Below are 13,811 nucleotides of genomic sequence, written 5' to 3'. Positions count from 1 at the left end.
GCTATTTTAGCAGTGTAAATTACTTCATTTGAAATCGAAACAAGTACTTTTGGAGGGTCGATTATGCATTAATCCATTCCCCACTTCATCACCAAAGTAGTAGGGTTTTCGAACAAGTCTCTGGCTTTGTCCTGAAATTCTAAACCGGGAATGGCTTCCAGTTCTTCTTGAAATTCGGTACGAGAAATCAAATAACCACTGGGCTGATTTCCCATAATTTGCTTGATGGTCTCCACATCATTGTACATCGGTATTTCACGTTTCAGGGCAAAAACGAATGCAGGGTTAAGCCGTTTGAAGGCAATAATTGTTTTGCTCGTGTCCATTTCTGGTAAAGTCTGTCGAACAGGGTTCTGCCCATCTACTTGCGGGAAAATTAAATGGAAGAAAAGCATTATCGTTACACACCAAACACTGATGTTCATCCACAATACGCTTTCAATATTCTTTCTGGCAATCCCCTGTTTCAAAATAAAAATTCCTACCACAGCAAGCGGAATGAAATAAAAAGCAAGGTTCGTCAGCTCGCTTAATGACTTATCACCCTTTAGGCCGAAGTAAATACCGACAGGGAAACCTATCAGCAGAACAGCATAGAAAAACAGACCAATTCGATTTCCGAGTTTAGCAAACCACTGGTTATCGATTTTAGCTATGTAAGCCCCAATTAAAATGGCAATGAGGGGATAAGACGGAACCGTGTAGTTGGGCAGTTTGGTGCTGCTAATCGCGAAAAACACTACAATCACGGAAGCTGAAATTAGCACATACATCATTGCGCTGTCTTTTCGTTCCTTCCAAGCATTTTTGAACGACTGCACTGAGAACGGTATAAAGGCCAACATGCCCAAACCAAACACAAAGGCCAAGGTTAGCAATGGACTGCCGCTATGGCCTTCCATTGAGTCGGAGAAACGAGAGAAATTATGTTTGAAGAAAAATTCTTGTGTCCAAGCGCCATCCGTTTGAATATGCACGGTATAAAACCAGGGTACAGAAATCAATAAAGCCAGTAACAAACCTCCAAAGGGCTGTAGTCGCCAAATCGTTTTCCATTTAAAATCCCTTTGCGTGAAAAGGAAGATGAGGGCCGCCAAGCCCGGTAATCCTATCGCCACAGGGCCTTTGGTGAGTACTCCACAGCCAATGGCGAAGTAGAAGGAGAGTAACTGCCATTTGTTATTAGTTTTATAAGCTTCGTAAAACGAATAAAACGCCCAAGTTAAAAAGAAGACCAAATAGGGGTCGGGCACCGACATATGGAATTGTAAGGCCAAATGTATGGAAGAAATAAGCACCAATGCCGCGTTCAATCCAGCTTTTTCGCCAAAGTGTTTCCTAGCGAACAAAAAGGTAATCATGATGGTGAAAACGCCCATTAAGGAAGAAAAGAAGCGTGCTCCAAATTCGTTTACCCCAAAAATAGAATAGCCTGCAGCCATAAAATAATAATGAAGTGGTGGCTTGTCGGTACGGAGTTGGTAGTTGTAATAGGGAACTACATAATCACCACTTTCAAACATTTCTCTGGCCGCTTCTGCATTTTTGGCTTCATCTAATGCGTAAACATCCAATCCGCTAATATTGGCATAGCATACCGCAACGGCTAAAACGAGGATCAGGAAAAGGGTCTTTTGTTTGCTCATGAACTGCCTGCAAAGCTAATTGATAATGGTCAAGAATGGGAATGAAATCTGAAAAGGAATATTCGATGGTAGAATTGGAGATGAAGTCGTTAGTTCGACATTTCTTTCCAAAAATGAAAAACTTATGCCCCATTAACAGAAATGCCACTCGGATAATCGATAGAACCTGATAACTTAGAAGCCGTTACAAGCCTGAATACTCATTAATACCAAATGAAACACCTTTCTAAACTAATGCTTTTCTGCATTCTGCTTACGGCCTTTTCAACAGTAGGTATTGCGCAAGCACCCAAAAAATTGGATGCCGCAGAAATAAAACAAGCCCTTAATAAACTGGAAGTACTGGGTTCGGTGCTTTACTTGGCGGCTCACCCCGATGACGAAAACACCCGCTTGATTGCTTACATGGCGAATGAAAAGAACATGCGGACGGCTTATTTGGCCATGACGCGTGGGGATGGCGGACAAAACTTAATCGGTACCGAAATTCGTGAGTATCTAGGGATTATCAGAACCCAAGAGCTTTTGGCTGCCAGAAGAAAGGATGGTGGGGAGCAATTTTTTACCAGAGCGAATGACTTCGGTTTTTCGAAGGACCCCAATGAGACCTTGAATGTTTGGGATAAGGATGATGCTTTGGCCGATGTGGTTTGGAACATCAGACGTTTCCGCCCAGATATTATCATTACACGTTTCGATACTACTTTGGTGCCGAGTGGAACCATGCACGGCCATCATACAGCTTCGGCCCGTTTGGCAATGCAAGCCTTTGATTTGGCCAATGACCCTACGAAATACCCTGAGCAGTTGAAGTATGTTCAGCCTTGGCAGCCTAAAACCCTCTATTGGAACGGCTATAATTTTGGTGGAAGAAATGATGGAGAAGAGTTTGACGGTACTCCTGGTTATTATACCATTGACTTTGGAGCCTATAATCCACTTTTAGGGCTTTCGTATGACGAAATATCTTCCTTAGGTCGTAGCGAACATAAATCTCAGGGTTTTGGAAGCACTGGTCGCAGAGGCGAAAGCAAAGAAGTATTGATGTATTGGAAAGGGGAAAAGCCAAAGTCTGATATATTTGAGGATATCAACACCACTTGGTCGAGAGTAAAAGGAGGAGCGGAAATTGGAGCCCTTTTGGAGAAGGCAAATAAGAATTATAACCTCAGTAATCCTTCCATAATTATTGATGACTTAATGCAAGCCCGTGAAAAACTGATGAAGCTTGAAAACGAGTATTGGAAAAAGGTAAAACTAGAAGAGCTTGATTTGGTAATTAAATCTGTACTAGGTCTTTATTTGGAGTTAGTAGCAGACGAAGAAACCAAAGTAAGCGGAGAGAAGCTTAGGGTAAGTGTAGAAGCCATTAACCGTTCCGATGTTAAGGTTGCACTCAATTCAATTGATTTTCCTGAACTTAATGAGAAAGCGACCATTACACAACCGCTGGCCAATAATCAGTCTTTCAGAAAGAATTTAGAGTTTACCCTGCCAGAACTTACCAATTCACAGCCTTATTGGCTTCGCGAAGAAGGAACTGTAGGGATGTATAAAGTAGATGACCAAGCGTTAATTGGGCTGGCTCAAAACCCAGACATTTTGAATGCTACGTTTAACTTGACTATCAACGGAAAGCCTTATTCTTATGCTACTTCTGTAGTATATAAAGAGAATGATAGGGTAGACGGAGAAGTCTACAGACCATTTGTTATTACGCCACCTGTATTTGTAAACATTGCCGAAAGTGTTTTGGTATTTGCCGATAATTCTGCCAAAGAAGTAAATGTGGTGGTAAAAGCGGGCACCGATAATGTTTCAGGAAAAGTGAGTTTAGATCTGCCTTCGGGCTGGAAATCTAGTCCAGAAAATTTTGATTTCAACTTAAAAGGAAAGCAAGAAGAAGCACGATTCAAATTTCATGTATTGCCTCCAACTACACAGCAAGAAGGAAAGGTAACAGCAAAAGTCACTTATAATGGCAAGTCATATCACCAAGGTTTGAAGGTGATTGATTACAAGCATATTCCTCGACAAACGATTTTCCCTGAAAGTACAGCCAAAGTGGTGCGCCTTAATTTGGAAAGAAAAGGACAGTATGTGGGCTATATAATGGGCTCAGGCGATGCCGTACCAGAAAGCCTAACGCAAATTGGATATACCGTATCTATTCTTGATCCGAATACCATAACGGCAGAAAGCTTGGCTGATTTTGATGCCGTGATTATTGGCGTGCGTGCTTATAATACTGTAGATAGAATGCCATTTATTCAACCTGATTTAATGGAATATGTGAAACAAGGCGGTACCGTAATTGCCCAGTATAACACCAGTATGAGGGGGCAGCCAGAGATTGGACCTTATCCTTTTCAAATTTCGAGAGATAGAGTGACGGTTGAAGATGCTGAAGTGCGAATTCTAGCACCCGACCATCCATTGATTAATGGGCCAAATAAGATTACCGAAAAAGATTTTGAAGGCTGGGTGCAAGAGCGAGGACTTTACTTTCCAAACCAATGGGACGATAGGTATACGGCAATCCTTTCTAGTAACGACCCAGGCGATAAACCAAATGATGGCGGTTTGATTGTAGGGCAGTATGGTGAAGGCTATTTTGTTTATACCGGTTATTCATGGTTTAGAGAATTACCCGCAGGTGTAGCTGGTGCTTACCGAATTTTTAGTAATATGATTTCGCTTGGTAACGAAACGCCTAAAAGCACCAAGCTAAACCGAATTGAAAACAAACGCTAATGAGTGCGCAAACAGAACAAGAACTGAGGGATGCTAAACCTCCATTTTTTAAGAAGTGGTCTGGAATGTACTGGTTACTAATGGGTACATTGGCTGTATTAGTTCTATTGTTTTACTGGTTTACAAAATCATACGAATGAGTTGGATCGACTGGGCAGTGCTTTTCGGCACACTGATTTCCATTGTAGTTTATGGGGTTTGGAAAACCCGAGGCAATAAGGATATTGATAGTTATTTACGTGGTGGAGACGATGTAAAATGGTGGGCCATTGGGCTTTCAATAATGGCAACTCAAGCCAGTGCCATCACTTTCCTTTCTACTCCTGGTCAAGCTTATACCGAGGGTATGGGGTTCGTACAGTTCTATTTTGGTCTTCCAGTGGCCATGATTATCATTTCCGTATTCTTTTTACCGATTTACTATAGGCTCAAAGTTTATACTGCTTACGAATATCTTGAAACACGTTTCGATGTAAAGACCCGAATGCTCGCGGCCTTTATCTTCTTAGTGCAACGTGGTCTTGCAGCCGGAATAACAATCTATGCACCTTCAATTATACTTTCATCGCTGTTGGATTGGGATTTAAGAGCGACCAATATCGTAATAGGCGTTTTAGTAATTATTTATACCGTATCTGGCGGAACAAAAGCTGTGACACAAACCCAAAAAACGCAAATGGCGGTAATGATGGGCGGAATGATCCTCGCTGGTGTATTGGTGTTAAACGCATTACCTACTGGTGTGAATATGAACGATGCACTCAATGTGGCTGGTAAAATGGGTAAACTCAATGTGGTTGACTTTACATTTGACCTAAAAAATAAGTATAGTTTTTGGTCAGGAATGACTGGTGCGGTTTTTCTCTTCTTGTCTTATTTTGGAACGGATCAATCTCAGGTACAACGATATTTATCTGGAAAAACCTTATCTGAGAGCCGCTTAGGCCTGATGATGAACGGTCTTCTTAAAGTGCCAATGCAGTTTATCATTCTCTTTATAGGGGTAATGGTGTTTGTGTTTTATCAATATAATCAACCACCAATATTCTTTAATGAAACGCTGAAGGAGCAAGTTTATGAAACTGATAGAGCCGATGATTTCAGGGCGTACGAAGATGAATACTCAGAAATATTTACAGAAAAACTCACCGCAGTTGAGGGACTTAATGAAGCGGTAAGAACTGGTAACGAAAAAGCCATAGAAGAAGCTAAAATAGCAGTGAATGCACTACAAGCTAAATCTGATGAAGTAAGGAGTAGGGCGATTACACTCGTTGGAGAAGCGGTTGAAGGATCAGAAACTAAGGATACGGATTATATTTTCATGGATTTCGTTCAGAAAAACATGCCTGTTGGTATCGTGGGCTTACTATTTGCGGTCATCTTTTCAGCAGCCATGTCTTCTACATCGTCTGAATTGAATGCGCTGGGGAGTACAACCACTATAGACTTTTATAAGCGATCAGTAAAAAAAGACGGTAATGATAATCATTACCTGAGGTATTCAAAACTGTTTACACTTGGTTGGGGAATACTCGCAATTATTGTAGCATCTACTTTATCTCTTTTTGACAACCTGATAGAAGCAGTTAATTTGATTGGGTCCTTGTTCTACCCAACTGTACTTGGAATCTTTATAGTCGCTTTCTTTTTCAAGAAAATACGCTCAAATGCTGTATTTATGGGCGCTATACTCAGTCAAATAGTAATCATTGTAGTTCACTATTTGAATACGCAAGAAATAGCAGGAATCTTCACAATGGGATTCCTATGGTACAATGCTCTTGGTTGTATTCTTGTGGTTTTATTTAGTCTCTTGTTCAATATAGTTAAGCCTGAGAAACCATCGGTAGCGTAAGTTCACGACATTCTTCCTGAACCTTTTTATGCTTTCTTTTATCGATAAGATCGAGTGCTTCGTCAGAGTCCAAAAGCTGTTGACAAAGCACGATGTCTTCTTTTAAAAGCAATTGCTTTTCCGCCTTTGTAAGCGAAACCAAGCAACTAATAGGGTAAAGGCCTGAGATTTCAATTCGATCCTTTAGGCTTCCTTTAGAAGGGTAATTCCATGCCATAATTCTAAGGCCGCTGCATTCTGCATATTGGATGGCATCTGAGGTGAAATTGGTATTGTCGACAATCCACCCCGTAAACTTTTTATTTGGGAATTTAGGTTGGTAATTGGCAATAAGGTCATTCATCCTAGAATGCACATACAGGGCAATTTTCACATCTGATTTATAACCAGGGTTGCTGTGGTACTTACATTCCATAAAGTGAATTTCAGAGTCATTTTCGGCCCTAACATCTATTTCATGTGTTACACATTTACCCTTTAATGTAATTCCTGATTCTACTTTATAGCCTTGATATTCAAATAAATGAGCAATAAATGCTTCGAAAGGATAACCGGAAGGCCCTAACTCAAGAATCGCTTTTTTAAGTTTATATCGGCCAGCCAAGGCATTAGAAGACTTTCGGAGAATGCTATAAGCCCTTTTATAAATTTCCTTGGTAGAAATTCCTTCAAATAAACAACTGAGTACTTCTTTGGTGATTTTTTCAATGAGCTCTGGGCTTGCTCCAGATTTGAATAATGAGTTTTCTAGTTTCTCAATTTCAAATGGAACCAGATCGCCAGAGTATTTCTTAACAAGGATAGTATTCATGCAGTTAATGCTACGTATTGAAAATAAAACTTATGTAATTTGAAGCTGTGTACGCCATAGTCGATATAGAAACCACGGGCAGTTCTGCCAATTACGGAAAAATCACCGAAGTAGCCATTCTAATTCATGATGGAAAGCGTGTGGTAGACGAATATCAAACACTTTTGAATCCTGAGCGGGTAATTCCAATGAATATTACTGCGCTAACGGGCATTTCTAATGAAATGGTGAGGGATGAACCTAGATTTTTTGAAGTGGCCAAAGAAATTTATCAAATGTTGGAAGGTAACATCTTTGTAGCGCACAATGTCAATTTTGATTATTCATTCCTTAAAAATGAATTCCAACAACTTGGAGGCACTTTAAACTTAAAAAAACTCTGTACGGTTCGGCTTTCTCGTAAGGTATTTCCGGGGTTGAAATCCTATAGTTTAGGAAACCTCTGCGATCATTTTGGTATAGCAAACCATGCACGCCATAGGGCAATGGGCGATGCCAAAGCGACTGTTGAGTTGCTCGATTTGATTATTCAGAATGATGAAAATCACATTGCTAATTTTTTAAAGAAAGATTCTCAAGAAGGCTTTTTGCCTCCTCATTTACCCAAAGCTACTTTCGATGCTTTACCAGAGTTTACTGGCGTATATTACTTTCACGATGCCCACGGTGAGATCATTTATGTAGGAAAGGCCAACAATATCAAGAAGCGTGTTAAAGGCCATTTTTCGAATACCGATGTAGTGTACAAACAAGGGTTGAAGGATAAGCTATACGATATTTCATATGAAGAGTGTGGAGATGAAATGATCGCTTTTTTATTTGAGTCGTCAGAAATAAAAAAGCACTTTCCTATTTACAACAAGGCTCAGAAATTCACCAATGCCAAATACGGCCTCTATCATTATCAAGATGGCAAAGGCTTCGATCGCTTATCAATTGGAAAGAAAATGAAAGGCACCTTGCCTTTGATTGGTTTTACTTCTTTCGATCGCGCTCGTGATTATTTGATTGAACTGGTGAAGAAGTTTGAACTCGACCCTGAATTGTGCAGTCTGCCTGCATCTATGATGATGTATTTTGGCTATACAATTAAAACAGGAGGAGAAGGAGCGGCAGAACAGCGCGAAAGATTCAAAAATGCCATTCAAAGTATTAAGGAAAACTCTCAGTCGTTTTGTTTGCTGGGGCAGGGAAGAACCCACACTGAAAAGTCTGTAGTATTGGTTGAAAACGGGAAGTATTTGGGCTTTGGCTTTTTTGAAAATGATATGGCTTTCGAAAGTATTGATGAGGTGAAAAGGATTATTACCAAGTACCCGGATACGCCCGATATCCAACGTATTATAAATCAGTATTATACAAAACGAAAAGTGATTCAGTTTGCCACTCAAGTTCAAGAGCCTAATTATGGTCTATTTGCATAAGGCTATTAATACGAATTATTCGTTATTCATGCTTTCATAAGATTCCATCACTTAATATCTCTTCTTTTGGGTATGGGAAAAAAGTTTTAACAATTTACCTTGAGCATTGTTAAACCGTTAAAATAATTGTTTCATCAATTGAAAGGATTACGAAACAAATTGATGAGATAATCGCTTAATTAAGTATAGAATTCTCAAACTATAATACGATGAAAAAGACTAAAGAAATTCGAGGAAAAATATTGAAATACGCTGAAGGTAAATTACATGAATCTCAGGAGAAATCTGGGCGTATTATTAAGTATGTTAATGATGTGAGTACTGTGGGTAAAGAGCTATTTTATTCTAGTGTACTTCTCGCTGGACATAAGTACTTAAAAGTGGAACAAGAGGGGCAAGCATAGCGAAAGTGTCCTTTTTTACATTACATTTAAGAATCCTTTTTATGGATTTCAATTCCCGATATGGGAATTTTTTTTAGCAAAAATTACTTAAAAACTATTTTTGGTGATCTGGTAGGGCATTTGTGTACGTTAGTGTAATAAACGCAAGCGCTGTGAAAGATAGAATGAGTATGGAAGGATTAATGGTTTGTCCATTTACAAAAAAGTCGCTACGACTGATGACTGAAAAAGAGCTAGTTTCATTAAATGCTCAAATCAAACATGGTGATTTATTCTTCTATCCTGGGGCACCTGTAAATATTGAAGTAAAGGCAGCTTTGGTAACCTCTCATCAAACGCATGTTTACCCCATAATTGACAACATTAGTTATTTACAACGAAGAACAGCTATTGTTTCTAAAAATCGAACGGCCAACCATCTTAAAAGAGTACCTCAAGAAGAAATTGATCAGTTCTATAGAGATTATGGATTTGGAGAAGGCAATGCGATTGAAAAGCCTACCAAAGAACTTAAGAGTAACCCAATAAGTCAGGAAAAAGTAACTCAGTTAGCACGACTACTTCCTAAAGGAGGAGAGTACTTTATGAGTGTGGTAACCCACGATGTTGATTCTATTCACAACCTAACTTATGGACGTTCATTCAAATACTATTTTCATATGGACTTTTCATTGTCAAGGTTGATGGCAATAAAAGACGAACTACCAGGAGAAACCATTTTAGTGTTGGGTGATGTAGATCACCTGCCTTTTGATAATAGTTCTGTGGATGCCTTGTTTTCATTTGATTACATCAATAACTATGATAAGGAAGTTCAAGAACTCGCCTATGAGGAGTTGAAAAGGTGCTTGAAGCCAGATGGCGTTTCAATTATGCTTTATGATAACTCAAAGCCCATGCATGCGAGCAGCCAACTCAAATCTGATCAGCGATCAAAAAAGGCGTTGGGCGTAATTGCTCCATGGAAAAAAATAAAGCTTCCTAATATCTTCTTTTACCCCATAAATAAAGATGGTGATGCTCCGCAAAGCATGGGTTTCTTTAGCCAAAGTATCGCCTGGTAGACCTTTCGTATAATACTTGTCAATCCATTCAAACTATTTTTACGTTTATCAGGTTGGACTACAAAACAAAGAGATATGAAAACAAAGATATTACTCATTAGCGGTTTGGTGATTTTACTCGTGGCTAGTGTTATGACGGTCAGGGGCGAGGAAGACGAACTGTCTGGAGTGGCTTTTGAGCAAGAAAAACCAAAATACGAGATTCAGTTAACAGAGAAGGAGTGGAGAGAAAGATTAACACCCTTGCAATATGCGGTATTAAGAGAACAAGCTACTGAAACCATGTTTTCTGGCAAATACAATAAGTTTTATGAAAAAGGAACGTATTACTCTGCAGCTAGTTTACAGCCCATTTTTAGCTCAGAAACCAAATATGATTCAAAATCAGGCTGGCCAAGTTTTTGGAAACCAATTTCTGATGATGCCATTAAATTGGTAAAAGACACAAGTGAAGGAATGGTGCGCTGGGAAGTTGTAGATAGTAAAAGTGGATCTCATTTAGGCCATGTATTCGAAGACGGCCCTGCGCCAACAGGTTTGCGCTATTGCTTAAATTCAGCAGCTTTAATCTTTGTTCCTGAAGGAGGAACACCGCCAAAATTCAAAAAAGACAATAAGTAGTTTACCAACCGCAAATAATTATTTAACATTGGCCTGTTTAACACAGGCCTTTTTATTTATACCATGAAAGAACCACAATCACTCAACTCAGTTGCTGAATTTCACAAAACATTCAAACACCCAATTCTAGAAACTCCTCAAATTCCGTCTGCCGATAGGTGCAAGCTTAGGGTATCGCTTATTGCAGAAGAACTTAAAGAACTAGAAGAAGCTATTCAGGCCAACGACTTGGTTGAAGTAGCCGATGCCTTGTGTGATATTCAGTATGTATTGTCAGGTGCTATTCTTGAGTTTGGTTTAGGCAACAGTTTCAAAACCTTGTTTGATGAAGTACAGCGTTCAAATATGAGTAAAACCTGCAAAACAATGGAGGAAGCTGAAGCTACGCAAAAGCACTATATGGATAAAGATGGAACGGAAAGCTATATTGAAGAGTCGGACGGACATTTTTTGGTGTATAGAACTGCGGATAACAAAACTTTAAAATCAGTGAATTACTCTCCAGCCGACCTTAAGAGTATTCTGAACGACACTATTTAAAAACATATCGCTTGTAGATGGCGTTAGGGCTGTAAATAAAATAAAAATACAAATGCACATAGCGTATACATTAATAACAAGCCTGCTTCTCAATTTTGGAGTTTCTTCATGCTCAAATGTGAACTCAACAGAGTTAGTTAATCTGGAAGCAGAAGTTCAAAAAGGGAATGAAATAGCCACTTTTGCGGGGGGCTGCTTTTGGTGTACCGAAGCCGTATTTGAACGCGTAAATGGTGTTAAAAACGTAGTTTCAGGTTATACAGGTGGGAAAGAGAACAACCCTACTTACGAAGACGTAAGCTATGGCAGGTCAACTCATGCTGAAGCTATTCAAATTTATTACGACCCTAAGGTGATTTCGTATCAGGAACTTTTAGAGGTTTTCTTTTATACTCACGATCCAACTCAAGTAAACCGTCAAGGTCCAGATGTAGGAACACAGTACCGTACAGAGGTTTTTTATCATGATGAGAATCAGAAGAAACTAGCTACCGATTATATCTCAAAGTTAAATCAGTCAGGTAAATACAATAAACCTATTGCAACAAAAGTAACGGAGTACACTAAATTTTGGCTGGCCGAAGATTACCATCAGAACTATTACGAGTTGAACCCAGGTAACCCTTATATTATCAATATAGCTGTACCTAAGGTGAATAAATTAAAAGAACATTTCCCCAATTTGGTAAAGAAGAAGTACGCTTCGGAGAAATAAGAGCATAGCCTTAAGTCTTTAAAAATATTCAATAGCACTTCTTTACAGGAGTGCTATTTTTCTAATATGCTTCTAAACTCAGCTAAGGCGCTATGACTGCCAATTACTGTCATAATATCGCCTACCAGTAGATGTGTGTTTCCGTGAGGGATAAAGACCTCTCCAGCTCGCTTCTGAATGACTAACGAGCCAGCAGGAGGGAAGGGAACTTCCTTTACGAGTTTTCTATTAATCTCGCTGCGACTGATCTTTATCTCTTCAAGTCGGTAATCTCCAAAGCTTTCTGAAAGTGAAGAAACTGAATCTGGGCTGGCAATCATATTTTCTATATGGTTGGCCAAAACTACATCATGATCGATAAACTTAATTTCTCCTTGAGGGTCAATCAAATCATGTGTAGCCGATTGTTTCCTAGTAATAATTTTACTGTGGTTTAATTCATTTTTGATGTAGCGGGTCAGCTCCTGATTCAAGTTGTTTGATTCTGTCAGAACAATCACAAGATCGGCCGACCTCAGTTTTAACCCGTCTACAACACTTGCACTTAGATTTTGGATGAATTTATAATTCAAACTCTTTTTATCGAAGTCTGGTAATATTTCCTTCTTCTGAATTAGGGTTATGAAGGACATATCGTGCATTTTAAGTCTTTCGGCTAAGAATAAACTTGCCCTGCTTCCTCCAAAAACATAAATGTTATGATGCTCTTCTTTGCCATTGTTAAAGATCTTGTAAATGGAAGGCGAGATTAGACTTACTAAAATGGCCGTGGTTACAATTCCGGCATTATCGGCAGAACTAATTACATTTAAAGAAAGCCCGATTTGGGCAGCGGCAATGGTCAACCCCATTCTAGCAGTAAGTAATACACCTCCGGCTAAAGCCTTTTTCAACCCAAACACTTTAATCATGATTAAGGCTGGAATAAGCTGAGTAACAAAAAAACCAACAATTAAGGTGAGAATAAAGGGGATGGATTCTTGAAACTGTGTAAGTGCTGATAAATCTAAATTCACCCCAACCATAATAAAAAAGATGGGTATAAAGAAACCATAGCTCATTCCGTCCAACTTAAATAGCAATGCCGAACGCTCTTTGCTTACAAACAAGCTTAATAAGGTGCCTGCAAAAAAAGCACCCATGGCCAACTCTGTTCCGATTAAATGGGCAATCACCACAAAGAATAATAGTAAAGCCACAGCACCACGTACTCTAATTTGACTGGCTGCATGTTCCAGTCTATAGAGCAATTGCTGAAAACTGCGCACCTTCATTAGGCGCTTACCAAGCCAGTACACAACGATGAATACAATGAAAATAATGGCAAAAAGGAGAAGCTCTACCTGAAACCCTTTTTTCAGTACGCCTGAATAAATGGAAATTAGTATGATACTCATTACCGTGGCAATGGCACCTTCCATCAGTAGAATCTGGCCAAACTTGCGCTTCAATTCTCCTTCTGCTTTCAAAATAGGTACAGTAATGCTGAGCGCTACGGTAGGCAATAAGAAGGTGTAGAATACGATGTCCACCTCCATAAATTGGTTCATCAGCCATGCAAAAGGCAACGAAAGCAATAGCGAACCAAAATAGATGAAGAGTGCTACCAAAAGTGAGTTACTCACTAAATCGACAAACTTGATTCGGCCTCGGGGGAAAGATGAAATAATTTTGTTGACATCAATTTCCATTCCCGCTAAGAAGATTAGGAATAGAAAACCAGTTTGTGCCAAGAAGCTGGTAATGGCAGTTTCTTCAACCCAGCCCAATACGAATGGGCCTACCATTACGCCCATTACGATTTCGACAATTACAGAAGGTACTTTTGAGATTTCTAACCTGGAGAGTACTAAGGGTACTACCCAGGCAATAGACAGAATGATAAAAATTGGCCAGTATTCGAGGTTGTTCATCAAGGTTGTGAAAGTTCGTAATTTCCCTAAAATAGGTAAAAATGAACTGTGGCACGACTAT

The 13,811-nt window shown here is 39.4% G+C and carries 11 protein-coding genes; 8 read left to right on the top strand and 3 right to left on the bottom strand.

Annotated elements, in window-relative coordinates:
• Positions 1 to 68: 68 nt before the first annotated feature.
• Positions 69 to 1,646 carry an ArnT family glycosyltransferase gene (locus tag MB14_RS13270; protein WP_062592341.1) on the bottom strand — a complete coding sequence of 526 codons (1,578 nt, stop codon included), beginning with the start codon at positions 1,644 to 1,646 and terminating at the stop codon, positions 69 to 71.
• Between the two features lie 213 nt (positions 1,647 to 1,859).
• On the opposite strand from MB14_RS13270, the gene MB14_RS13265 reads away from it, so the two are divergent.
• On the top strand, positions 1,860 to 4,400 hold the full coding sequence (locus tag MB14_RS13265; protein WP_062592339.1) for a PIG-L family deacetylase: 2,541 nt from the start codon (positions 1,860 to 1,862) through the stop codon (positions 4,398 to 4,400).
• A 136-nt stretch (positions 4,401 to 4,536) separates the two neighbouring features.
• Complete coding sequence (locus tag MB14_RS13260) at positions 4,537 to 6,258, top strand: sodium:solute symporter family protein (RefSeq protein WP_062592336.1); 1,722 nt, start codon at positions 4,537 to 4,539, stop codon at positions 6,256 to 6,258.
• On the opposite strand, the gene MB14_RS13255 is transcribed toward MB14_RS13260, so the two are convergent.
• Positions 6,230 to 7,069 (bottom strand): ATP cone domain-containing protein, encoded by an 840-nt coding sequence (locus MB14_RS13255; RefSeq protein WP_062592334.1) that lies wholly within the window; start codon positions 7,067 to 7,069, stop codon positions 6,230 to 6,232. The genes MB14_RS13260 and MB14_RS13255 overlap by 29 nt on opposite strands.
• A 47-nt stretch (positions 7,070 to 7,116) precedes the next feature.
• Between MB14_RS13255 and MB14_RS13250 the strand changes: the two genes are divergently transcribed.
• From MB14_RS13250 to msrA, 6 genes are all read left to right on the top strand, one after another.
• Positions 7,117 to 8,493 (top strand): exonuclease domain-containing protein, encoded by a 1,377-nt coding sequence (locus tag MB14_RS13250; protein ID WP_062592332.1) that lies wholly within the window; start codon positions 7,117 to 7,119, stop codon positions 8,491 to 8,493.
• Between the two features lie 209 nt (positions 8,494 to 8,702).
• Complete coding sequence (locus tag MB14_RS13245; RefSeq protein WP_062592330.1) at positions 8,703 to 8,897, top strand: hypothetical protein; 195 nt, start codon at positions 8,703 to 8,705, stop codon at positions 8,895 to 8,897.
• A 152-nt stretch (positions 8,898 to 9,049) separates the two neighbouring features.
• Positions 9,050 to 9,961 carry a class I SAM-dependent methyltransferase gene (locus MB14_RS13240; RefSeq protein ID WP_084376074.1) on the top strand — a complete coding sequence of 304 codons (912 nt, stop codon included), beginning with the start codon at positions 9,050 to 9,052 and terminating at the stop codon, positions 9,959 to 9,961.
• 75 nt (positions 9,962 to 10,036) lie between these two features.
• Complete coding sequence (gene msrB, locus MB14_RS13235; protein WP_062592326.1) at positions 10,037 to 10,582, top strand: peptide-methionine (R)-S-oxide reductase MsrB; 546 nt, start codon at positions 10,037 to 10,039, stop codon at positions 10,580 to 10,582.
• Between the two features lie 63 nt (positions 10,583 to 10,645).
• A complete protein-coding gene (locus MB14_RS13230) occupies positions 10,646 to 11,122 on the top strand; it encodes a pyrophosphohydrolase domain-containing protein (protein WP_053225094.1) in 477 nt (158 codons plus the stop codon).
• A gap of 118 nt (positions 11,123 to 11,240) precedes the next feature.
• Positions 11,241 to 11,837: a peptide-methionine (S)-S-oxide reductase MsrA gene (msrA, locus tag MB14_RS13225; protein ID WP_246032570.1), complete on the top strand. Its 597-nt coding sequence runs from the start codon at positions 11,241 to 11,243 to the stop codon at positions 11,835 to 11,837.
• A 53-nt stretch (positions 11,838 to 11,890) separates the two neighbouring features.
• On the opposite strand, the gene MB14_RS13220 is transcribed toward msrA, so the two are convergent.
• Positions 11,891 to 13,750 carry a cation:proton antiporter domain-containing protein gene (locus tag MB14_RS13220; protein ID WP_062592322.1) on the bottom strand — a complete coding sequence of 620 codons (1,860 nt, stop codon included), beginning with the start codon at positions 13,748 to 13,750 and terminating at the stop codon, positions 11,891 to 11,893.
• Positions 13,751 to 13,811 lie beyond the last annotated feature (61 nt).

Source organism: Roseivirga ehrenbergii (assembly GCF_001593005.1).
GTDB lineage: Bacteria > Bacteroidota > Bacteroidia > Cytophagales > Cyclobacteriaceae > Roseivirga > Roseivirga ehrenbergii.
The sequence above is the reverse complement of the archived record's forward strand: the minus strand, read 5'-3'. Positions and strand labels throughout refer to the sequence as shown.

Coding starts and splice junctions, on each gene's coding strand:
- MB14_RS13270 (WP_062592341.1), bottom strand. CDS start 1,646: ATGAGCAAACAAAAGACCCTTTTCCTGATCCTCGTTTTAGCCGTTGCG.
- MB14_RS13265 (WP_062592339.1), top strand. CDS start 1,860: ATGAAACACCTTTCTAAACTAATGCTTTTCTGCATTCTGCTTACGGCC.
- MB14_RS13260 (WP_062592336.1), top strand. CDS start 4,537: ATGAGTTGGATCGACTGGGCAGTGCTTTTCGGCACACTGATTTCCATT.
- MB14_RS13255 (WP_062592334.1), bottom strand. CDS start 7,069: ATGAATACTATCCTTGTTAAGAAATACTCTGGCGATCTGGTTCCATTT.
- MB14_RS13245 (WP_062592330.1), top strand. CDS start 8,703: ATGAAAAAGACTAAAGAAATTCGAGGAAAAATATTGAAATACGCTGAA.
- msrB (WP_062592326.1), top strand. CDS start 10,037: ATGAAAACAAAGATATTACTCATTAGCGGTTTGGTGATTTTACTCGTG.
- MB14_RS13230 (WP_053225094.1), top strand. CDS start 10,646: ATGAAAGAACCACAATCACTCAACTCAGTTGCTGAATTTCACAAAACA.
- MB14_RS13220 (WP_062592322.1), bottom strand. CDS start 13,750: ATGAACAACCTCGAATACTGGCCAATTTTTATCATTCTGTCTATTGCC.